Genomic DNA, 21,676 nt, shown 5'->3' with positions numbered 1-21,676 from the left:
AACCCGCGACGCGGCTCGCGCCGCCCGGCTGCCGGCTCACGCGCCCCGGCGATCATCCGGGGAGGCCAGTCGCAGCTGCTTGGCGTGGAAGTCGAAGTGTTGTGTGGCGTAGGGATAAAGGTCCGCCACGGTCATGGTGTCGGTGAAGAAGGGGTCCCAGCGTGTGGGGAACGGCATCGACCGGCTCAGCGATGCCGGCGTCTCCTGGGCGAGCCGCCGCGTCAGCGCTGCCGTCGTCTTCTCCAGCTTCCGCGCCATTCGTCGGTGGTCGTAGACCAGGGCCGCGGCGCGGGAGCCCCAGTAGTTCACCCTGTCGAACGGTCCGGTAGCGGCGTTCAGCAGGCCGGCGAACGCCCTGCCCCACGACGCGGGCAGGCGGCTGACGACTCGGACCAGGGGCAGCAGCGCCCTGACGATCATGTATCCGAAGACCATGTGGAACAGCAGCTGCTCGTTCGTCCAGCACGTGCCGTTGCTGCTGCGGCGCAGGTCGGCCGGCGACGCGGTCTCCAGCCAGGCAGCCAGTTCTCGCCGGGCACGGCGGTATCCGGCAATGGTCTGTTCGCTGGCTGCGTCCACGTTGCCGCCGATCGCCGTTGTCATCCGCGCGACGCCGCCGGTCGAGGACCCGGTTGCGGGCTACGCTGGGCGCGAGACAGCGCTGGTAGGGCGCCGCCGTTTCGTCGCTCGCACCACCGTATCGCCCATCGATGAGGAGAACGACGTGGATTTCGGCCTGGACACCTTCGGCGACGTCACGGTCGACTCCATGGCGCGGCGGCTGCCGTACCCGGAGGTGCTGCGCAACGTGGTCGAGCAGGCGGTGCTGGCCGACTCGGTGGGCATCGACGCCTTCGCGGCCGGCGAGCACCACCGTGACGACTTCGCCGTGTCGGCCCCGGAGATCGTGCTGGCCGCGGCCGCTGGCCGCACCGAGCGGATCCTGCTCGGCTCGGCGGTGACGGTGCTGTCCTCCGACGACCCGGTGCGCGTGTTCGAGAAGTTCGCGACCCTCGACGCGGTGTCCCGCGGACGCGCGGAGGTGCAGCTCGGCCGCGGCTCGTTCACCGAGTCGTTCCCGCTGTACGGGCTGGATCTGAACGACTACGAGGTGCTGTTCAACGAGAAGCTCGACCTGTTCTCCCGGCTGCTCGACGAGGGCCCCGTCTCCTGGGAGGGCACGACCCGCCCGGCGATGCGCAACGTCGAGGTGTTCCCGAAGACCGAGTCGGGCCGGCTGCGGACCTGGATCGGGGTCGGCGGCTCGCCGGAGTCCGTCGTCCGCGCCGCCCGCTACCGGATTCCCATGATGCTGGCCATCATCGGTGGCGACCCGGCCCGGTTCGTGCCGTACGCCGACCTCTACCGGCGGGCCTGCACGGAGCTCGAGTCCGGTGAGCTCCCGATCGGCGTCCACTCGCCGGGGCACGTGGCCGACACCGACAAGCAGGCGCGCGAGGAGCTGTTCCCGCACTTCAAGGTCAACCGGGACCGCATCGGCCGCGAGCGGGGCTGGCCGCCGGTCACCCGCGCGCAGTACGACGAGGAGGTCGAGTCGGGCTCGCTGTACGTCGGCTCACCGCAGACCGTCGCGGACAAGATCGCCCGCACCGCGCAGGCGCTCGGCATCGACCGGTTCGACCTGAAGTTCAGCAACGGGACGCTCCCGCACGAGAAGATGCTGCACTCGATCGAGCTCTACGGCACCGAGGTGGTGCCCCGGGTGCGGGCGCTGCTCGGCTGATCGGCTCCGGCGCGGCCGGTCGGCTCAGCGCGGCGTCGCGGTGCCCCGCAGCATCCACGACCAGGGCCGCGACAGGTTGCCGGGCATCGCGTACTCGCGATGGGCGATGTCGACGTCGAAGCCGGCCGCGTCGAGCAGCGCGGGGAAGTCGCGGGTGAGGTGGCAGCCACCGGCCACCGGCGTCCACCACCGCTGATACCGCCGCTGGCGTCGGGCGACGTCGGCGTCCGGGCTGAGGCCGTGCTCGGCGAACCGCAGCTCGCCGCCGGGGCGCAGCAGGCGCCGCACCTCCGCGAGCGCGGACGTCAGGTCCGGGATGCTGCACATCGTCCACGTCGACACGACCGCATCGACGCTGCGGTCCGGCAGGTCCACGCGGGCGCCGTCCAGCCCGATCCGCGCGACCTCCAGCGCCGGTCGTGCGCTTCTGGCCCGGTCGATGCGGCGCTCGGCCAGCGCCCACGCGAGATCTGCGGGCTCGATGGCGAGCACGCGGTGCACGGCCGCGGGATAGAACCGCAGGTTCAGGCCGGCGGCGAAGCCCAGCTCGAGAACCTCGCCGTGGGCCTGCCCGCACGCGAACTCACGCCACGGGTGCGTGATCGGGTCCCGGAGCGAACGGTCCATGATCCGCGGAAGCACGTGCGCTTCCCAGCTGCTGCGCAATCCCATGCCGCCATCATGCCGCGCGCCGCTCAGACGTCGGCGTCCGCCCGCGGCCGCTCCAGCCGCAGCTGCGCGACGTCGAGGTACCCGGTGCGGAAGCCGGCCTCGCTGTAGGCGAGGTAGAACTGCCACGCGCGGATCATCTGGTCGTCCCAGCCCAGCGCGCGCACCTCGTCGAGGCGCGCGTCGAACCCGGCCCGCCAGATGCGCAGCGTGTCGGCGTACGACTGGCCGAACTTCGAGATCTCGGTGAGCTCCAGCGTCGTGTGGCGGTCGAGCGTCCGCTCGATCGCCGGCAGCGACGGGATGATCCCGCCGGGGAAGATGTGCTTCTGGATCCAGCTGTACGACGCCCTGGTGGCGCGCAGCCGAGCGTCGTCCATCAGGATCGCCTGGATCACAGCGGTGCCGCCGACGTTGAGGTGCGCGTCGATCGTCTGGAAGTAGATCGGCCAGTACTCCTCGCCGACCGCCTCGATCATCTCGATGCTGACGACCGCGTCGTAGAGCCCGGTGACCTCGCGGTAGTCCTGCAGCCGGATGTCGATGGAGTCGCTGACCCCGGCGTCCCGCGCGCGGTCGCGGGCGAGCTTCGCCTGCTCCTTGGACAGCGTGATGGTGGTGACCTTCGCGCCGCGCTGCGCGGCGCGGATCGCCAGCGCGCCCCAGCCGGTGCCGATCTCCAGCACGCTCGATGCCTCGGTGATCCGGGCGCGGTCGAGCGCGGCGTCGATCTTGCGCAGCTGGGCGGCGCGCAGCGTCTCGCGGGTGCGCGGCCGGCCGTGCTCGAACAGCGCGCTGCTGTAGGACATCGTCTGGTCGAGGAACAACGCGAAGAGGTCGTTGCTGAGGTCGTAGTGCGCCTCGATGTTGCGGCGGGAGCCGGCCGTGCTGTTGCGCATGTGCAGCGGGATGGGCCGGTCCACGACCTTGCGCAGCCGGCGCAGGACCGGCGGGATGGCGCTGCTGAGCTTCTCGGCGAACGGCGCCAGCACGTCGGCGAGGTCGGTTCCGTCGGCCTCGGACCAGTCACCGGCCATGTAGCCCTCGCCGATGCCGATCTTCGGCGCGTCGGCGATCCGGCGGATCAGGTCGTCCGGACGGTGCACGTCGATCTGCGGAAGGCCCGGTGCCGGGGCGGTGGTGCGCAGGGGCGGAGCACCGGCGGTCCGGATGTCGACGTCGAACCGGTTGAGCACGGTGGGCAGCAACCGGCGGGCGAGCGCGGCGCGTGCGCCGGCGAGCGGGGTTGCGCCCAGCTGCTGGGCATCGGGTACCGGGACCATCTTGCTACCAGCCCTCCACTCTGAGGTTCGTCGGCGCCGCCGTGCCCGGGGGCCTCGCTTCTTCTCGCAGATTATGCCCGGGCGCGGTCCGGGCGGAATCGGCGTCGGTAGGGTCGTGGGGCCGGGGGTCCGAGGGTGGTCGCATGGTGCCGGTTCGGTGCCGCGCCGGTTCGGGATTGGTCCGGCGTCCGGTGCGCCACCGGGGGCCGGTCACGTACGGTGAACTGGGCTTCCCGGACCGCGATCCATAGGAGACGCAGATGGAATCGATCAGACTGGCCGCGCTCGCCGAAGAGCTCCTCGCCGAGGCGCGCGAGCACTCGAGCGGGCGGACCGCCCGCACCGTCCACGGCGGCCACGAGCACTCGCTGCGGCAGACGGTGATCGCCATCGCCGGCGGCCGCGCGCTCGGCGAGCACGAGAGCCCGGGAGAGGCCAGCCTGCAGGTCCTCGACGGCCGCGTACGGCTCATCGCGGGCGAGCAGCACTGGGAGGGCGTGGCCGGCGACTACCTCATCATCCCGCCGGCCCGCCACGACCTCGAGGCGCTGTCCGACACCGTCGTCCTGCTCACCGTCGTCGTCGACCGCTAGGGCGAGACACGAGCGACTGCCGGCCCAACGGGTCGTTGAACGCACCCCAACGGTCGTCGAGCGAGCGAGGAACGAGCGACTGCCGGCCCAACGGGTCGTCGAACGCATCCCAACGGTCGTCGAGCGAGCGAGGAACGAGCGACTGCCGGCCCAACGGGTCGTCGAACGCATCCCAACGGTCGTCGAGCGAGCGAGGAACGAGCGACTGCCGGCCCAACGGGTCGTTGAACGCACCCCAACGGTCGTCGAGCGAGCGAGGAACGAGCGACTGCCGGCCCAACGGGTCGTCGAACGCATCCCAACGGTCGTCGAGCGAGCGAGGAACGAGCGACTGCCGGCCCAACGGGTCGTCGAACGCATCCCAACGGTCGTCGAGCGAGCGAGGAACGAGCGACGTCGAGACGACGCAAGCCGACAGTCCACCGCAGAACGTCTCGACGTCGCCTCCGCTGGCGCTCCGGCTCGCTAGACGACCGTGAGGGAGGCTCTGCCAACTGAGGCGCACGGTGACTGCAGAGACGGCCCGCTCGGCGCATACCGTGGTGGGGTGACCGAGCCGCTCCTGATCGTCCGCAACCCCGACGCGGCCTCCAGCCTGCCGTACCTCGTTCGGATCCCGATCGGTGACGGCATAGTGCTGCGTACCCGCGAGACGTGGCCGCGCACGTCGAAGGTGTACTGCCACCGGCACGACGGGCCGTGGCCGGACGACGCGGAGATCGTCGAATCCGTGCCGCTTCGAGAGTGCTCGCGTCGCGGGGCGGCGATCGACATCGTCGCCGACCGCCGACGCGAGGCGCGATCACAGTTTGTGCTGACGCGCGCGCGGGGCCGCGAGATGATCTTCTGGCAGACCGCGCGCGTCGCCAAGGCGGCCCGCCCCAACGTCGCTCTCCCCAAGGCCCGCGCGGGCGGTCTCGACTCGTTGGAGATCGTCGTCGACACCCGCGAGCGCTACGCATGGAAGTTCGCGCAACAGCAGGCGACCGTCACGAAGAGGGCGCTGCCGGTCGGGGACTACGCGACGTTCGTCGACGACGACTTGGTGGCGGTGGTCGAGCGCAAATCGCTCGACGACCTCGTCGGATCGCTGACGTCCGGCCGTCTCGCGTACCGGTTGGCGGACCTGACCGGCATCGACCGGGCAGCGGTGGTGGTCGAGGACCGGTACTCGGCCGTGTTCAAGCTCGAGCATGTGCGGCCGGCCGTGGTCGCAGAGATGCTCGCCGAGTGCCAGGTGCGCTGGCCGTCGGTCCCGATCCTGTTCCTGGAGAACCGGTCGCTCGCGCAGGAGTGGTCGTACCGGTTCCTCGGCTCCGCCGTCCGCGAGCGGCTGGTCGGCGAGGAGGCGCATCGGATACTGCCCGACTCCGAGTGACCCACCACCCCGAGCTTGGCCGGCGACCCGCTTAGCGGGTCGCCGGTAACAGAATCGCGGTGTCGGTGACCGTGCCTGTCAGCCGGGACGTCGGGTGGCGCTCGCCGGCCTCCACCGCGACCGGCAGTCGGTTCTGCGCCGGCGGCAGGGGGCACGTCGCGAAGTCGGTGTGCGCGCACGGCAGGTTCACGGCGCGGTTGAAGTCGACGACGGTCCGGCCCTCGGAGTCCGGCGCCGGGATGGCGACGCTCCGGTTGGCGGCGTACGTCGTTATCCCGCTGGTCTGGTCGGTGAAAAGCGCGAACAGGGAACCGGGCTCATGGCCGGGGAACGTCGTAAGGCGCAGCGTCGCGCCGCCCACCTCGAACTCCACCTGCCCGGGGGAGTCGTAGACGTGCTGCAGGTCGTCGACGGCGGCGCCTACGGTGACGGCCCGCGGCGTCTCCCACGGCAGATATCGCGCCGGCAGCCGCCAGGCCGGATCCGGCGCGAACGTCGGGTTCCCCCGGTAGGCCTTCAGGAACGGGTTGTCGCCGCGCCGCGGACGCAGCAGATCGCGGCCGCCGCGCCGGGCGACCTCGATGACTCCGCCGTCGAACTCGGCGTTGATGCCGCCGCGCTCGGGAATCGGCCCGAACTCGTGACGGCCGGACACGCGCCGTCCCTCGACGGTCAGCCACTCCCGGTCGGCGAGCTCGACGACCGGTCCGTCGTCGCCGGTGGTCCAAGACCCGGGCGCATCGGGCAGCGTGGTCGGGTCGGTGCTGAGCCAGTACAGCCCGGTGATCGCCAGGAAGCCGTGCTCGTGCGCCCGGTTGCGCTCGTGCTCCTCGTGCCACCGGGCCCATTCCTCGGTGAACTGCTTCGTCGTCGTCATGATGCGGTGGTCCCTTCGATGATGTAGGTGATTAGGGGGAGGATCATGCCGCCCAAGCGGTGGCGAGCAGCTCGTGCGATCGCACGCGGTCACGGTGGTCGTGGGTGACCGAGGTGACGAGCAGCTCGTCGGCACCGGTGGCGGCCTGAAGGGTGCGTAGCTGCTCGGCCACGCGCTGCGGGCTTCCGACGAACTGCGTGCGCACCCGGTCGTCGACCAGCGCGCGATCCTCGTCCGACCACGCCTGAGCGGCGGCCTGCTGCGGCGACGGGTAGGGGATTGCGCCGGTGCCGTTGCGGATGCTGCGCACCCACGCGGCGTACGGCGAGGCGAGCTCACGGGCCCGCTCGTCCGACTCGGCGACGACCACGTCCGCAGATACCACGACGTACGGCCGGTCGAGCCGCGACGACGGCACGAACGCGTCGCGGTACGCCTGCACCGCCTCCAGGACCGCCGACGGGGCGACGTGGTAGTTCGCCGCGAACGGCAGCCCCCGGGCGCCGGCCAGCTGCGCGCTCTCGCCGCCGCTGCTGCCGAGCAGCCACAGCTCCAGCGTGGCGCCTCGGCCGGGCACCAGCTCCACCGGCTCGCCGTCCTCCGTGCGGTAGCTGCCCGCGATGAACGCCTCGATGTCGGCGACCTGCTCGGCGAACGGCGGCGACTGGGCGCCGTCCTGGCGAAGCAGCCGGTCGGCGGTGCGGGCTCGCGAGGAAGTCAGCTGGCGGGTCACGTCGAACGGCGCCGGCAGCAGCAGCCCGTCGACGACCCGTTCCTGGCGCGCCGGCTTCGGGGGCGCACCGGCCGCGACCGTGGCCAGCGCCTCCGCGCGGCGCTGGCCCGTGCGGCCCAGCCCGAGGTCGATGCGACCGGGGTGGACGGCGTCGATGGTCGCGAACTGCTCGAGCACGGCCGCAGCGGTCGTGTTGCCGGCGAGCACCGCTCCCGATCCCACTCGGATCCGGCTCGTGGCGGAGGCGATGAGCGCGGTCAGGACGGCCGGTGACGAGCTCGCGACGCCCGGGGTGAAGTGGTGCTCGGCAACCCAGTACCGGTGGTAGCCGAGGCGTTCGGCATGCCGGGCGAGGTCGATCGTGTTGCGCAGCGCCTGCGCCGGTTCGGCTCCGTCGGAGACCGGGGCGAGGTCGAGGACGGACAGCGGGGTGGTGGGCATGTGGGGCCTTTCGGTCAGGCACGCGCCGCCGGCGCGTGGGACAGGTGGCGACCTGCGATGGAGTCGAGCAGGTCGCGGGTGTAGTCGTGTCGCGGTCGCGTGAACAGCTGGTCGACGGGACCGGACTCGACGATCGAGCCGGCTCGCATGACGGCTGCCTGGTGGGCGATCTGGCCGACGACCGCGAGGTCGTGGGTGATGAACAGGTAGGTCAGCTGCTGGTCGCACTGCAGCTCGGCGAGCAGTTCGAGCACCTGCGCCTGCACCGAGACATCCAGTGCCGACACCGGCTCGTCGAGGACGACCAGCTGCGGCGACAGCGCCAGCGCGCGGGCGATGGCGAGGCGCTGCCGCTGGCCCCCGGAGAGCTCGGCGGCTTTGCGATCCAGCGTGGAGGCCGGCAGCGCGACCCGGTCGATCAGTGCCGCCACCCGCCGGTGGCGTGCGGCCCGGGTGCCGACCTTGAACACCCGGAGTGGTTCGCCGACGATGTCCTCCGCGCGCCACCGGGGATCGAGCGAGGCGAACGGGTTCTGGTAGACCAGCTGCGCATGCCGGCGCGCCTCTCGCCAGGCGCTGCCGCGCAGCCCGCTCATCTCGGCGCCGCCGACCGTCACTGTGCCGGACGTCGGTGGCGTGAGGCCGAGGACCAGGCGCGCGGTCGTGGACTTGCCCGAGCCGGACTCGCCGACCAGCGCGAGGGTCTGCCCCGTGGGGATCGCGAAGCTGACATCGTCGACGGCGCGCACCGTCGCGCCCTGCGGTAGCCGGAACTCCTTCACCAGGTTGGCCGCCCGGACCAGCGCCGGCTGCTCGGCGCTCGCCAGCGCGCGTACCGCCGGAGGCCGGTCGACCCGGCTGCGGTTCCGGTCGCCGCCGAGCGCCAGGCCGGGGGCTGCCCGCAGCAGGCGCTGCGTGTACTCGTGCCGCGGGTCGTGCAGCACGGCGTCGGCCGCGCCGTCCTCGACGATGCGCCCTTCGGACATCACGACGATCCGCTGCGCGCGATCGGCCGCGACGCCGAGATCGTGAGTCACCAGCAGGACCGCCAGCTCGCGTTCGGTGCGCAAGCCATCGAGGTGGTCGAGAATGCGCCGCTGCACCGTGACGTCGAGCGCGCTCGTCGGCTCATCCGCGATGAGCAGCTGCGGATCTGCCGCGATGGCGATCGCGATCAGCACCCGTTGCCGCATGCCCCCGGAGAGCTCGTGCGGATACTGCTGCGCCCGCAGCTCCGGGTCCGGCAGGCCGGCCTTCTCCAGGGCCGCCACGGCTGCCGCCGCGGCGCCTCGACGATCAGCGAGTCCGTGCACCTTCAAGACCTCCGCCACCTGCGCTCCGACGCGCTGCACAGGGTTCAAGGAGACGGTCGGGTCCTGCGGGACGAGGCCGATCTCGCGCCCCCGCAGCCGGCGGTAGGTGCGAGTCGATGCCTGGGCGAGATCCGTGCCGCGCCACAGCACCTGGCCTGAGCCGATGGACGCGTTGGGTGCCAGCAGCCCGATGATCGAGTGCGCGAGCGTGCTCTTGCCCGATCCGGATTCGCCGACCAGCGCGACGACCTCGCCGCGCGAGAGCTGCAGGTCGACGCCGCGCAGCGCGGGGACCTCGCGCCCTCTGGTCCGGTAGCTGACGCGTAGGTCCCGGACCGCGAGGAGCGGGGCCGTGTCGGGGGTGGTCATGCTCGTCTCCATTCTCCGTCGAGCGCCCGGGAGACGCGGTTGACCGCCAGCACCGTCGCAGCGACGGTGAGCCCGGGCAGCGTCGTCAGCCACCAGGAGGTCGCCAGGTAGTTCCGTCCCTCGGCGACCATCGCCCCCCATTCCGGAGTGGGCGGCGGAGCGCCGTACCCGAGAAAGCTCAGGGAGGCGACGGCGAGGATCGCCACCCCGAACTCGAGCACCGCGAGCGCCAGGATCGGGCCGATCGCGTTGGGCAGGATGTGCCGCCAGAGCGTCGTCCACGGACGTGAGCCGGCCGAGCGCGCCGCCTCGACGTACGCGGCGCGCGAGACTCGCAAGGTCTCGGACCGGGCGACTCGTGCGAACGTCGCGACCGAGCCGATCGCGACCGCGATGGCCACGTTGACGGTCCCGTAGCCGAGCGCGGTAACGAGCGCCAGGGAAAGCAGCAGGGCCGGGATGGCCAGCAGTACGTCGACGAAACGCATGATCGCCTCGTCGATCCAGCGTCCGAGGGTCCCCGCGACGAGCCCCAGCAGGCCACCGACCACGAGCGCGATCGTGACGGCCACCAGCGCAGAACGCAACGACAGAGCGGTTCCGTGCACCACGCGGGTGAACACGTCACGTCCCAGATGGTCCGTGCCGAACAGGTGCACCAGGTCCGGTGCCCGCAGGTGGTCGGCCGGTCGGCCGGTCAGCGGGTTGCCCGAGGCCAGCAGGTTCGGGGCGAAGCAGGCCGTGAGCACCAGCGCGAGGAAGGCGACGCTGATGATCAGACCCGGCCGCGTGAGGCCGAACCGCAACCATCGCGGCAGCCGGCCGCCGCGGACGGCAGGCTCTCGCGCAGGCGCGGCCGCGGGCGCGGGGTCGGCGGGCAGGAGGTCAGAGTCCCGAAGCAGGGTAGCGGTGGCGATCTCGGTCATGTGCGTACCTTTCGTCGGGAGATCGGCGGTGTGCTCACGATGCGGGGGTCGAGCACGGGGTAGACCAGATCGACCAGGAGGTTCGCGGTGACGAACACCAGGGCGCCGAACACCACGATTCCCTGGACGAGTGGGATGTCCTGGGCGGTCACGCCCTGGACGGTCAGCCGACCGACGCCGACGCGCGCGAACACCGTCTCGACCACCACCGATCCGGCCAGCAGCTGTCCGACGAGCAGCCCGATCGCCGTGAGTGCGGGCAACGCTGCGTTGCGCAGGGCGTGCCGGAGGTGGATGCCGGTCCGGCCCACGCCCTTCGCGCGGGCCGTGGTGACGTACGGCTCGTCGAGCGCCGAGGTCAGCGACTTCGCCAGGATCTGGGCGATGACGGCGCCGATAGGCAGTGCCAGCGTCACCGCGGGCAGCACGAGGCCGCTCAGGCCGGTGCCGCCGATCGACGGGAAAAGGCCGAGCTGGAAGCTGAACACCTGGATCAGCACCAGACCGACCCAGAACGTCGGCAGCGACACCGCCAGCGGCGGGAGCGCCAGGAGCACCTGGCGCGCCCACCGGGACTCGGTCCCGGTCGCGACGACGGCGAGCGACCCGCCGCCGACGATCGCGAGCACGAGTGCCGTGCCGGCCAGCAGTGCGGTGCTCGGCAGCGCGTCCAGGATCGAGGAGGTCACGGAGCGCCCGGTCTGGATGGAGTCGCCGAAGTCGCCGTGCAGCGCCGCCCAGAGCCGTTCGCCGTACTGCACGATCAGTGGCTCGTCGACGCCGTACGTCGCCCGTAGCCGGGCGAGCTCGGCAGCCGACGGGGGCACGTCCTGCGCCGAGACCATCGCCTCGACCGCGTCGCCCGGGATCAGGTAGAGCACGACGAACGACGCGGTGAACGCCGCCCACAGCACGCCCAGCGCCAGCCCGGTGCGGCGGAGCAGATATCTGGTCATCGCTGCGTCAGCCGCCCGTGGTCCAGGTGTCGAAGAGCTGGATGCGCGACGACGCGTCGTACGTGACGTCGTGGATCTTCGGGCTGTGCGCCAGAACCGTGGTCAGCTCGACGACGGGGACCACGTCGTAGCTGTCGACGATCAGCTGCTGCGCCTGCGCCGCCGCCCCGGCGCGCTTCACCGGGTCCGAGTCCGCCGCCTGGGCGGCCAGCGCCGCGTCGAGGTCGGACGCCGGTAGGCGGTAGTTGTTGGCCAGCGCGGTCGAGTAGCTCGAACGCAGGATGTCGGGATCCGCTCGGGTGAGGTTGCTCCAGTAGATGTCGAAGTCTCCCGACGCGAGCACCGACGCCGACTCGGCCACCTGGAGCTCCTTGAGTTGCAGGTCGATGCCGGACGCGGCCGCCTGCTGCTGGATCAGCTCCAGGGCCGGCTTGTTGGTCCCGATCACCGCCGACCAGCTGACGGTCAGCGACAGCTTGCGGCCGTCCTTGGCGTAGATGCCGTCGGAGCCGCGGACCCACCCTGCGTCCTTCAGGAGCTTGCCCGCCTCCTTCGGATCGCTGCCCAGCGCCTTCTTCTGCTCGGCGTACATCGGTGTCGTCGAGGCCAGGATGCTGGTCGCCGGCTTCGTCTGCGACGTGTAGACCGTGTCCACGATCTGCTGGCGATCGAGGGCGAGCGACAGCGCCTTGCGCACCACCGGGTCGGCGCCGAGCGGGCGCTGGTGGTTGAAGCCGAGGTTGAACACGACTCCGGGGTTGGACCGGGCCTGCAGGACCACGTTGGTGCCCTTGAAGGCCGCCTCGTCCTGCGGGCCGATGCTGCTGATCACGTCGGACTCGCCGGACTGGAGACTGCCGGCTCGCACCCCCGACTCGGGGACGACCTGGAAGGTCACCTGATCGAGGTAGGCCGCGCCCTTGTGCTTCCACAGCGAGGATCCCCAGCTGTAGCCGGCTCTCTTGGTGAGCACGACCGACTGGTTCGGCGTGTAGGAGCCGAGCACGAACGGGCCGGATCCGATGACGCCCTTGCACCGTTCGTCGTCGCTGAGCGGGACGCTGGCCGGCGACAGCAGGCCCAGGCTGTGCGTGGATGTCGCCTGGAGGAACTGCGCGTTGGGTTGCTTGAAGGACACCGTGACGGTCTGCGGATCGACCACGGTGCTGGCCGCGTAGCCGCTGAGGTAACCGCGGATCAGGCCGGCGCGCGCCCCCAGGGTCACAGCGCGGTCGAGATTGACCTTCACCGCCGCGGCGTCCACCGCCGAGCCGTCGGAGAATGTCGCGCCCTTACGGAGGTGGAAGGTGAACGCCGTGGAGTCGGGGCTGATGTCCCACGACTCCGCGAGCCAAGGAACGATCTCACCGGTCTTGGGGTTCTGGTCGGTGAGCGAGTCGACGATCTGGCGCGTCGACCAGATGGTGTCGTTGCTGGCCACCTGCTGCGGATCCACGCAGCCGGCGTCGGAGGCCACCGCGATGGTCGCTTTTCCGCCGCTGGTGGGCGATCCCGCCGGCGCCTGCGCTCCGGCGCCGCCGCCGCAGGCGGCCAGGGCCAGGCTCGCGGTCGCGAGCAGCGCGACGGGGATGAGCCGGCGGCCTGATGAACGATGCGTGCTGGCCCTCACGAGGCCACCTCCTCGGCGTTGTCGCGGACCCGAGCGGCCCAGTGTGCTGCGGGTGCGGCAGGGGGTAGGGCGAGGTTCTCGCGCAAGGTCGCACCGGGGACGTAGTCCTCTCGCAGGGCGCCGCGCTCCTGCAGCAGCGGCACGACCTGGTCGACGAAGCCGTCGAGGCCGAACGGGACGATGTGCGGCACCAGGATGAAGCCGTCGCTCGCGCCGGCGAGAACGAAGCGGTCGAGCTCGTCGGCGACCGTCCGGGCGCTGCCGACGAACAGCCCACGGCCGGTCACCTCGACGATGAGCTCGCGGATGCTGAGGTTCTTCTCCTCGGCGATCCGGCGGTAGCGACGCGCGGTCTCCAGGATGCCGTCGACCTGCCGGGCGCGGCCCTGGATGATCGAGATCGACTCGACGTCCGGGTCCTCCGCGGGCAGCGGCCCGTCCGGGTCGTACGACGACAGGTCGCGGTTCCAGACCTGCTCGAGCAGCAGGATCGCGGTCTGCGGGCTCACCTGCTCGAAGCGCACCTCACGGGCGATCTCGGCGGCCTCCTGATCGGTATCGCCGAGGATGAAGCCCACTCCGGGCAGCACCTTCAGGTCGTCGGGGTCGCGCCCGTAGCGGCGCGCGCGAGCCTTGACGTCACGAGTGAACGCGACGCCCTCCTCCAGGGTGCCGTGGCGGGTGAAGATCGCGTCGGCGGACTGTGCCGCGAACTCCCTTCCGTCGCTCGAGTCGCCGGCCTGGAAGACGACCGGATGCCCTTGCGGGCTGCGCGGGACGTTGAACCGGCCGCTGATCTTGAAGTGCTCGCCGTCATGCGCGAACGCCCCGGCCGTGCCGTCCGCGAGGAACTGCCCGGCCTCCTTGTCGGCGACGATCGCGTCACTGCGCCAGGAGTCCCACAGCTCCCGGGCGGTCTGGACGTGCTCCCGTGCGCGGGTATAGCGCTGCGCGTGCGGCAGGAAGCCGCCGCGCCGGAAGTTCTCGCCGGTGAAGGCATCCGAGCTCGTGACGACGTTCCAGGCGGCCCGGCCGCCGGAAAGCTGGTCCAGCGTGGCGAACTGGCGGGCAACCTCGTACGGCTCGTTGAAGGTGGCGTTGATGGTGCCGGCGAGCCCGAGCTGCGTGGTAACCGACGACAGCGCCGCCAGCACGGCGAACGTGTCGGGCCGACCAACGACGTCGAGGTCATGGATCAGGCCGCGCTGCTCACGCAGCCGGAGCCCCTCCGCGAGGAACAGGAAGTCGAGCTTGCCGCGTTCGGCTGTCTGCGCGAAGTGCCTGAAGGAGGCGAAGTCGATCTGGCTGCCCGAAGCCGGGTTACGCCAGACGGTGGTGTTGTTGACGCCGGGGAAATGCGCGCCGAGGATGATCTGCTTACGAGTCGTTTGGTTGCTCATGTCTACTTTTCTTTCCGTTAGGCGATTGCGGCGTAGCGGTTGACGGCTACGGGTAGCCCGAGATGCTCGCGGAGGGACGTGGTGGAGTAGCCGCTGCGGAAGGCGCCGGCTCGTTGCAGGTGCGGGACGACGCCGCGGGTGATCGCGACGAGGTCGGTGGGCAGCGCGGCCGGGCGTAGGCGGAAGCCGTCTAGGCCGGCGTCGGCCCACTCGATCAGCAGGCCGGCCAGCCGCTCGGGCGTGGTGGCGATGATCGCGGCGTCGGACTGCAGCGCCGAGCCGGCCAGGTCGTCGAGACGGTGGCGGCGGTCGCGTGCCGCCTGCTCGGTGTGGTCCAGCACCACGAGCAGATCGGCGTTGATCAGCAGCGGTGTGCCCGTGCGCGCGACGGACGCCTCGGCCGACCGGACCTGCTCGATGATCCCGGGCACCTCGTCGACGGTCTGGGGCGTGACGAACACGAGGTCGGCGCCGCGGGCCGCCAGCTCGTAGGGGATCTGGGCGTGGGCGAGCGCGGTGACGACCGGCTGGCCTTGTGGCGGTCGAGGGGTGATCGACGGCCCCTTGACGCTGAAGGCCGGCCCTTCGAAGTCGATGTAGTGCAGCTTGCCGCGGTCGATGAAGCGGCCGGTGGCGATGTCGCGGATCTCCGCGTCGTCCTCCCAGCTGTCCCACAGCCGGCGAACCGCCTCGATCACGTCGGCCGCCTCGTCGAACAGCTCGCGCACCACGCGACGGGACGCATCGTCAGACTCCCAGTTCCGACCTATAGCGGGGATCTGGCGCCGTCCGAAATGCTCAGCTTCGTGTGCTTTGCTGGAGACTTGGACGCGCCAGCCGGCACGGCCGTGGCTGACGAAATCCAGCGTGGCGAGTGACTTCGAGACGTGGAAGGGTTCCGTGTGGGTGGTCGTGACCGTCGGCACCAGGCCGATCGAGGACGTGACCGGCCCGAGTGCGGCGGCGATCAGGGCGGCGTCGAGACGGCCGCGAACCTGGTCGGTTCGGGAGTCGGGTGGGCCGCCGAAGTGATCGGACTGCAGACCGAGCGAGTCCTCGATGGTGACGAAGTCGAGCAGACCGCGCTCCGCCTCGGCCGCGAGGTCGGCCCAGTAGGCGGTGCTGAACAGGTCCGCGGGCCGTGCCGCCGGCTCGCGCCAGGCGGCCGGATGCCAGCCAGCGCCGTCGAGGGCGACGGATAGCCCGATGTTCTCGGAAGGGCGCGAAAGAGTTGGGGGGTTGGTGGACATGGTGGAGGCACCTCGTGGTGAAAGGGCACATCACCGCCGCAGAAGGAAGGCGTGTCGAGCGCGCAAGCGGAATCGGTGCCGCGGCTGCGACGGGACGGAGGTGTCCCTCAGGTGATGTGTGAAGCGAACGTCGGGCTGGAACGCGCTCTTAGCGCGGACAGCGCATGCTGGCGACGAGTGCCAGGTCGACGTACAGCCGCCACGCGGCTTCGTGACCGGCCAGCGGCCGGGAGTGTGCGGCGTGGATACCAGACGTGGCGTCCATGACTGGCTTCTCCTTCCGCATCGGCGATCTCGCGCTTGCCGATCGCTCGTGCGATCCGGCCCGGTCCTCACCTGGAGCACCCCTCCGCGAGACGGGGGTTGCTGGTCGCCGAGCCAGGGCTTGACGGCGACTCTCGTGACCTCGTTGAACAGTAAACGACGATTCGCGGATCGCCAACCCTTGTGGGCGGCATCACGTCCGTGGGATGACGTTGACATCTTCCCCGGGGCGTAGTCGGCTCGGGGCAGGGACGAGATCGGGAGAGGCAGGCAGATGAGCGAGGCGCGGCCGGCGACGGACACCTATCTGGGCGGCCTGCGGGTCCTCGAGCTCGCCGACGAGGCGGGCGAGTACGCCGGCAAGCTGCTGGCCGGCCTCGGGGCCGACGTCGTGAAGATCGAGCCGCTCGGCGGTGAGCACACCCGCCGGTACGGCCCCTTCTACCGCGACGAGCCGCACCCCGAGCGCAGCCTCTACTTCTGGCACTACAACGTCGCCAAGCGCTCGGTCAGCGTCGATCTCGACACGCCGGCGGGTCGGCAGGCGTTCGCCCGCCTCGCCGAGCATGCGGACGTCGTGATCGATGCGCGTCCGGGCAGCTACCTCGCCGACCGCGAGCTGGGCCACGACGCGCTGTCGCGGGCGAACCCAGGGCTCGTGTACCTGCGCATCACCCCGTTCGGCGAGGACGGCCCCTGGGCCGGGTTCCTCGGCAGCGATCTGGTGCATCTGGCTCTTGGCGGGATGGCGATGAACTCCGGGTACGACCCCGAGCCCGACGGGCATTACGACACGCCGCCGATCGCGCCGCAGATGTGGCACGCCTACCACGTGGCCGGCGAGCAGGGCGTGATCGCGCTGCTCGGCGCGCTCCTGCACCGCGAGCGCACCGGCCGCGGCCAGTACCTGTCCTGCTCGGTCCATCAGGCCAACGCCGTGAACACCGAGATCGACCTGCCCAACTGGCTGGCCCTGCGCCGGCCGCACCACCGTCAGACCGGCCGGCACAGCTCCCCGGTGCCCACTCCGAAGGCTCTCAGCCAGACCAAGGACGGCCGCTATCTGCTGCCGTACGCGACCTACGTCCGCAACTTCCCGTCGAGCTGGGAGGGCGACCTCGCCGCGTTGCGCCAGTACGGCATGCAGGGCGAGCTCGACGGCGCCGAGTGGCAGGACGCCGACTACCGGCTCCAGCGGCGGGAGTACCTCACCGCCGCGATGGACCGTCTCGTACGCCGCTTCACCTACGACAAGGGCTTCTGGCGCGAGATGCTCGACCGCGGGCTCTCGTGGGCGCCCGTGCGCAGCCCGGAGGAGAACCTGTCGGACGAGCACTGGAGGATCCGCGGCACCTTCGCCGCGGTCGAGTATCCCGAGCTGGGGGAGTCGTTCGTCGACATCGGCCCGCGATGGGTGTGCGACCAGGCCGACTGGGTGACCGGACCCCGCGCGCCGATGGTCGGCGAGCACAACGGCGCCGTCCTCGAGGCGTGGTCGGTTCGCCGGGCCGGCCCGCAGCCGACCGCCCGCGAGGAAGCGGCCGAGCACTCGATGCACGGCAAGCCGTTCGCGCTGGCTGGGCTGCGGGTCGTCGACCTCAGCTGGATGCTCGCGTCGGCGGGCGCCGGCAAGTTCCTGGCCGCGATGGGTGCCGAGGTGATCAAGGTCGAGCACGAGTCGCGGCTCGACGGCATGCGGTTCACCGAGGTGGTGTACCCGACCGGTGGGCGCGCCGAGCGCGATGCCGCGAGCTTGCCGATGGTGCCGCCGCCGCTGGACACCGTCAACAAGTCCGCGAACTTCATGGAGATCAACAGCGGCAAGTCCGCCATCTCGCTGAACCTGAAGGACCCGCGCGGCCGCGCGATCCTCGAGCAGCTGATCAGCAAGGCGGACGTCGTGATCGAGGGCTACTCGCCGGGCACCATGCAGCGGATGGGCCTGGGCTACGAGCGGCTCAAGGAGCTCAAGCCGGACATCGTCTACGTGCAGCAGTCGGGGCTCGGCGATCGCGGGACCTATGGGCGCGCGAAGGCGTTCGGGCCGACCGCGCAGGCGTTCTCCGGGCTCACCGAGATGTCCGGCCTGCCCGATCCGTGGCCACCGGCCGGGATCGGATACAGCTACCTGGACTGGTTCGGCGCGTACAACGCCGCGACCGCGATCCTCGCCGGGCTGCACCGGCGCGCCCGCACCGGCGAGGGCTGCCACATCGACGCGTCACAGGTCGAGACCGGCATGTACCTGGCCGGCACCGCGTTCCTGGACTACACAGTCAACGGCCGGCGGTTCACCCGCCGCGGCAACCGTTCACCGGACAAGCTGGCCGCGCCGCACGGCATCTACCGGGCCGCCGGCGTCGACCGGTGGGTGGCGATCTCCTGCTTCACGGACCACCAATGGGCGGCGACCGCCGCCGTCCTCGGGCGTCCGGAGTGGGTGAGTGACGAGCGGTTCGCAACGCTGCCGCGGCGCCTGCAACGGCAGGACGAGCTCGATGCGCTCCTCGAGGAGGCCACGTCGGGCTGGGACCGCTACGAGCTGATGTACGCGTTGCAGCACGCGGGCGTCCCGGCCGGCGTCGCGCAGAACGCCGAGGACCGGGTGGAGCACGACCCGCAGCTGCAGCACCGGCAATGGCTGGTCGACCTGCCGCAGACCGAGAACGGGACGTGGCCGGTCAAGCAGCTGCCGGTGCAGATGAGCGAGACGCCGCCGCACGTGGGCGGGCCGGTGCGCCGCAACGGTCCCAACTACGGAGAGGACACCGCCGAGGTGCTCATGAAGCTGCTCGGCATGTCACCCGACGACGTCCAGGCGCTGTACGACGCGGGAGTCGTCTGACACGCTGGCGATCGACGCGCGAACGGAAGGAATCCCACGATGACGCACGGCATGATCAGCGCACCGCAGCCGGAGGCGGTGGAAGCGGGCCTCGACGTCCTCGCCGCAGGAGGCAACGCGGTCGACGCGGCGGTAGCCACGGCACTGACGCAGACCGCGGTCGATCCCCAGATGTGCGGTATAGCAGGATTCGGGACCTTCCACGTGTACCAGCCGCAGGCCGGTGTGCACACGACGCTCGACTTCCACGGCCGCTCCCCGCTGGCGGTGCGCCCCGACATGTGGGAGCACCTCATCGAGCGGGAGGCCGAGGACGGGTGGGGCTTCATCCTGAAGGGCCGCGTCAACGAGAAGGGGTACGGCGCCATCAGCACCCCGCGCACGCTCGCGGCCCTCGAGGTCGCCCTGCAGCGGTTCGGCACCCGGCAGCTGACCGAGCTTCTCGATCCGGCCATCGCCTACTGCGAGAACGGATTCGCCGTACGACCCCACATGTGGGAGTTCTGGAACGAGCCCGCCGGGGCCGGTCGCGACCCGAACATCGGGCTCGTCACCAAGAACCCCGCGGCGCGGGCGATCTACGGGAAAGGCGACGGCGCCACCCTCGACGTCGGCGACGTGCTGCGCAACCCGGACATGGCGGCGACGCTGCGGCGGATCCGCGAGCACGGCACCGACGACTTCTACCGCGGCGCGATCGCCGAGCGGATCGTGGAGGACATGCGGGCGAACGGAGGACTGCTCGGTCCCGACGACCTCGCGACGTGCGCCCCGGAGGACAACGCACCGCTGTGGGGGACGTACCGGGGGCACCGCATCGCCACCAACAACCCTCCCGGCGGCGGCATCCAGCTGATCGAGATGCTGAACATCCTGGAGAACTTCGATCTGGCGTCGCTCGGCCACAACAGCCCGGAGTACATCCGGATCCTCGCGGAGGCGATGAAGATCGCCACCGCGGACAAGGATGCCAAGGTGGGCGACCCGCGGTTCGTCGAGGTACCGGTCGAGGAGCTCACGTCGAAGGAGTACGCCGCCGGCAAGGCCCAGCAGATCAGGGACGGCGTCAAGGCGGAGGTGCCGCGCTTCAACTCCGGCGGCGGCGAGCACAAGCACACCACCCAGGTCGCTGCCGTCGACGAGCACGGCACCTGCGTGACGATGACCCACACGCTGGGCCAGCCGTCGGGAGTGATCACGCCGGGGCTGGGGTTCATGTACAACGGCGCGATGTCGGTGTTCGACCCGCGGCCGGGTCGGGCGGGATCGCTCGCGCCCGGCAAGGCGCGCTTCTCGGCGTTGTCGCCGACGATCGTCTTCCGCGACGATCGCCCGGTGCTGGTGCTCGGGGCCCCAGGCGCCACCTACATCACGGTCGGCAACCTGCAGGTGATCCTGAACGTGATCGACTTCGGGATGAGCGCCCAGGAGGCGATCGACGCCCCGCGGGTGGCCGCCCTGTCGGAGACGATCGAGCTGACCAACCGCGTCCTGCGGTCCACCGAGCGCGACCTGCAGGCCCTCGGCTACCCGACCCGCCGGTACCCGCAGGCGTTCAAGTTCGCCTGGGTGCATGCCATCCGCATCGGTGATGACGGCCGCTGGGACGGCGGCGCCGACCGGGCGACCGACGGGATGGCCGCCTCGGTCTGAGCCGGCGCCGCGCCGACGGTTCTGCGGGGCAGCCAGTGACGATCGGAGGCCCCGAGCGTTCCTGGCTGCCCCGCAGAATGGCGAGGGGTGAGTACGGCTAGGCGAGCGCAGCCTTCTTGCGGACGATCAGCGCGTCCAGGCCGTACTTGCCGCCGCCGTGGATCGCGAGCACCAGCAGTCCTGCGATCAGCGCGAGGACGAGCTCGAATCCGTTCTCGCCCACGAAGACGCCGTTGGAGATGTGCACCAGCACCAGCGCGCCGAGCAGGTTGAGGCCGTTGAGGACGGCGACCACCGGGGTCAGCAGCCCGAGGATCAGCAGCGTCCCGCCCACCATCTCGACGATGGTGGCGAACACGGCCGCGGCCGTCGGGGCCGGGATGCCCATCCCCTCGAACGCACCGGCCGTCCCGGCGATCGTCCACTCGTGGTACTTCTGCCATCCGTGGGCGACCAGGATGACGCCGAGCGCGACCCGGGTGATCAGCAGTGCGATGTCGGTGAGGGCAGGGCGGCCGGTGGCCGGGCGGAGCAGGGTACGCATAGGGGAGTGAAGCCTTTCGGGTGAGCGATGCCGAGCGTGCGGCAGCGGTACGGGGTCTGGACATGCGTGTGGGGCGGCTACCGCCGCCCCACACGGGAGGAACTACGGCTGGAGGGTGAAGCCGCCGGCCCAGCTGATCTTCTCGGCGGCGGCGAGGGTGATCTGCAGGAAGCCGATCGCCTCGAGCTCGCGGGCGCGGCTGAGCGCCCCGGCGTCGATGGCGCGCAGGCCGCCGGCGGTGACGACCGCGGCGAGCGCGGCCTTGGCGTCGGCGTCGTCACCGGCGATGGTGACCGTGGTCTGCAACCCGGCGACCTGCCCCGAGGACAGCGTCGCGGCGAAGTTGGTGTTGAACGCCTTGAGGACCTTCGAGCTGGGCAGCTTCTCGGCGAGCTCGGCGGCCGCCGAGCCGTCGGCCGCGACGGTCAGCGAGTCGAAGGTCTCGAAGTTCAGCGGGTTTGTGATGTCGACGACGACGCGGCCGGCGAGCTGGTCGCCGCGCTGGGCAAGGACCTCGCCGAACGCCGGGTAGGGGACGGCGAGGACGACGATGTCGCCGGTGACGGCCTGGTCGACGGCGTCCGTGCCGAGGACCTGAGCGGTGTTGCCGCCCTTCTCGACGACTCCGGCGATCGCCGAGCCCATGTTGCCCGAGCCGATGATGCTGACGGTGGTCATGTGTCTCTCCTTGGTGGGAAGCGGAACCGCATTTAGTTGTTGATACAACTAACCTACGGCGAATTAGTTGAGAAGACAACTAATTAGGCCGGATGTGACCGGCGACACCATCCGCCGTAGATCCGAGAAG

Annotated in this window: 19 protein-coding genes and 1 riboswitch; of the genes, 5 read left to right on the top strand and 14 right to left on the bottom strand. The window is 70.9% G+C overall.

Going from position 1 to position 21,676, the window contains the following annotated elements; translation table 11 throughout:
- Nucleotides 1–36: 36 nt before the first annotated feature.
- On the bottom strand, nucleotides 37–603 hold the full coding sequence (locus F8A92_RS05430) for a DinB family protein (RefSeq protein ID WP_153504095.1): 567 nt from the start codon (nucleotides 601–603) through the stop codon (nucleotides 37–39).
- A gap of 121 nt (nucleotides 604–724) precedes the next feature.
- Between F8A92_RS05430 and F8A92_RS05425 the strand changes: the two genes are divergently transcribed.
- On the top strand, nucleotides 725–1,744 hold the full coding sequence (locus tag F8A92_RS05425; protein WP_228389230.1) for an LLM class flavin-dependent oxidoreductase: 1,020 nt from the start codon (nucleotides 725–727) through the stop codon (nucleotides 1,742–1,744).
- Nucleotides 1,745–1,768: 24 nt separating this feature from the next.
- Here the strand turns inward: F8A92_RS05425 and F8A92_RS05420 are convergent, their stop codons facing one another.
- Both F8A92_RS05420 and F8A92_RS05415 read right to left on the bottom strand, forming a co-directional pair.
- Nucleotides 1,769–2,416, bottom strand: coding sequence for a class I SAM-dependent methyltransferase (locus F8A92_RS05420; RefSeq protein WP_228389229.1), 648 nt, complete (start codon nucleotides 2,414–2,416; stop codon nucleotides 1,769–1,771).
- 23 nt (nucleotides 2,417–2,439) lie between these two features.
- Nucleotides 2,440–3,696, bottom strand: coding sequence for an SAM-dependent methyltransferase (locus F8A92_RS05415; protein ID WP_153504091.1), 1,257 nt, complete (start codon nucleotides 3,694–3,696; stop codon nucleotides 2,440–2,442).
- Between the two features lie 260 nt (nucleotides 3,697–3,956).
- Here F8A92_RS05415 and F8A92_RS05410 point away from each other — a divergent pair, with 260 nt between their 5' ends.
- Nucleotides 3,957–4,289, top strand: coding sequence for a cupin domain-containing protein (locus F8A92_RS05410; protein WP_153504089.1), 333 nt, complete (start codon nucleotides 3,957–3,959; stop codon nucleotides 4,287–4,289).
- Here F8A92_RS05410 and F8A92_RS05405 read toward each other — a convergent pair.
- Complete coding sequence (locus tag F8A92_RS05405; RefSeq protein WP_153504088.1) at nucleotides 4,267–4,794, bottom strand: hypothetical protein; 528 nt, start codon at nucleotides 4,792–4,794, stop codon at nucleotides 4,267–4,269. The two genes, F8A92_RS05410 and F8A92_RS05405, sit on opposite strands and share 23 nt — an antisense overlap.
- A 42-nt stretch (nucleotides 4,795–4,836) precedes the next feature.
- Between F8A92_RS05405 and F8A92_RS05400 the strand changes: the two genes are divergently transcribed.
- Nucleotides 4,837–5,667 (top strand): ERCC4 domain-containing protein, encoded by an 831-nt coding sequence (locus tag F8A92_RS05400; protein WP_153504086.1) that lies wholly within the window; start codon nucleotides 4,837–4,839, stop codon nucleotides 5,665–5,667.
- A 31-nt stretch (nucleotides 5,668–5,698) separates the two neighbouring features.
- Here F8A92_RS05400 and F8A92_RS05395 read toward each other — a convergent pair whose 3' ends face one another.
- From F8A92_RS05395 to F8A92_RS05360, 8 genes are read right to left on the bottom strand one after another with little or no spacing between them, the layout of a single operon-like run.
- Nucleotides 5,699–6,544 carry a DUF1684 domain-containing protein gene (locus F8A92_RS05395; protein ID WP_153504084.1) on the bottom strand — a complete coding sequence of 282 codons (846 nt, stop codon included), beginning with the start codon at nucleotides 6,542–6,544 and terminating at the stop codon, nucleotides 5,699–5,701.
- A 43-nt stretch (nucleotides 6,545–6,587) separates the two neighbouring features.
- On the bottom strand, nucleotides 6,588–7,718 hold the full coding sequence (locus F8A92_RS05390; RefSeq protein WP_153504082.1) for an MsnO8 family LLM class oxidoreductase: 1,131 nt from the start codon (nucleotides 7,716–7,718) through the stop codon (nucleotides 6,588–6,590).
- Between the two features lie 14 nt (nucleotides 7,719–7,732).
- The gene (locus F8A92_RS05385; RefSeq protein ID WP_228389228.1) at nucleotides 7,733–9,400 is read right to left on the bottom strand and encodes a dipeptide ABC transporter ATP-binding protein; all 1,668 of its coding nucleotides are present in this window, start codon (nucleotides 9,398–9,400) and stop codon (nucleotides 7,733–7,735) included.
- Nucleotides 9,397–10,326: an ABC transporter permease gene (locus tag F8A92_RS05380; protein WP_153504078.1), complete on the bottom strand. Its 930-nt coding sequence runs from the start codon at nucleotides 10,324–10,326 to the stop codon at nucleotides 9,397–9,399. Before F8A92_RS05380 ends, F8A92_RS05385 begins: the two co-directional genes overlap by 4 nt.
- Nucleotides 10,323–11,282, bottom strand: coding sequence for an ABC transporter permease (locus tag F8A92_RS05375; protein WP_153504076.1), 960 nt, complete (start codon nucleotides 11,280–11,282; stop codon nucleotides 10,323–10,325). Before F8A92_RS05375 ends, F8A92_RS05380 begins: the two co-directional genes overlap by 4 nt.
- A gap of 7 nt (nucleotides 11,283–11,289) precedes the next feature.
- Nucleotides 11,290–12,912 (bottom strand): ABC transporter substrate-binding protein, encoded by a 1,623-nt coding sequence (locus F8A92_RS05370; RefSeq protein ID WP_228389227.1) that lies wholly within the window; start codon nucleotides 12,910–12,912, stop codon nucleotides 11,290–11,292.
- Nucleotides 12,909–14,312 carry an NtaA/DmoA family FMN-dependent monooxygenase gene (locus F8A92_RS05365; protein ID WP_153504074.1) on the bottom strand — a complete coding sequence of 468 codons (1,404 nt, stop codon included), beginning with the start codon at nucleotides 14,310–14,312 and terminating at the stop codon, nucleotides 12,909–12,911. The genes F8A92_RS05370 and F8A92_RS05365 overlap by 4 nt, the downstream gene beginning before the upstream one ends.
- 17 nt (nucleotides 14,313–14,329) lie before the next feature.
- The gene (locus tag F8A92_RS05360; RefSeq protein WP_153504073.1) at nucleotides 14,330–15,562 is read right to left on the bottom strand and encodes an LLM class flavin-dependent oxidoreductase; all 1,233 of its coding nucleotides are present in this window, start codon (nucleotides 15,560–15,562) and stop codon (nucleotides 14,330–14,332) included.
- Between the two features lie 291 nt (nucleotides 15,563–15,853).
- Nucleotides 15,854–15,968: riboswitch (SAM riboswitch) on the bottom strand.
- Between the two features lie 132 nt (nucleotides 15,969–16,100).
- Between F8A92_RS05360 and F8A92_RS05355 the strand changes: the two genes are divergently transcribed.
- Both F8A92_RS05355 and ggt read left to right on the top strand, forming a co-directional pair.
- Complete coding sequence (locus F8A92_RS05355; protein WP_153504071.1) at nucleotides 16,101–18,671, top strand: CaiB/BaiF CoA transferase family protein; 2,571 nt, start codon at nucleotides 16,101–16,103, stop codon at nucleotides 18,669–18,671.
- A 39-nt stretch (nucleotides 18,672–18,710) separates the two neighbouring features.
- Complete coding sequence (gene ggt / locus F8A92_RS05350; protein ID WP_228389226.1) at nucleotides 18,711–20,324, top strand: gamma-glutamyltransferase; 1,614 nt, start codon at nucleotides 18,711–18,713, stop codon at nucleotides 20,322–20,324.
- Between the two features lie 97 nt (nucleotides 20,325–20,421).
- On the opposite strand, the gene F8A92_RS05345 is transcribed toward ggt, so the two are convergent.
- Both F8A92_RS05345 and F8A92_RS05340 read right to left on the bottom strand, forming a co-directional pair.
- Nucleotides 20,422–20,868 carry a DoxX family protein gene (locus F8A92_RS05345; RefSeq protein ID WP_153504069.1) on the bottom strand — a complete coding sequence of 149 codons (447 nt, stop codon included), beginning with the start codon at nucleotides 20,866–20,868 and terminating at the stop codon, nucleotides 20,422–20,424.
- 102 nt (nucleotides 20,869–20,970) lie between these two features.
- Complete coding sequence (locus tag F8A92_RS05340) at nucleotides 20,971–21,546, bottom strand: NADPH-dependent F420 reductase (protein WP_153504068.1); 576 nt, start codon at nucleotides 21,544–21,546, stop codon at nucleotides 20,971–20,973.
- Nucleotides 21,547–21,676 lie beyond the last annotated feature (130 nt).

This window comes from Cumulibacter manganitolerans (genome assembly GCF_009602465.1).
Classification (GTDB): Bacteria; Actinomycetota; Actinomycetes; order Mycobacteriales; family Antricoccaceae; genus Cumulibacter; species Cumulibacter manganitolerans.
Note: the sequence above shows the minus strand (reverse complement) of the source record. Positions and strands in the feature narration are given on the sequence as shown.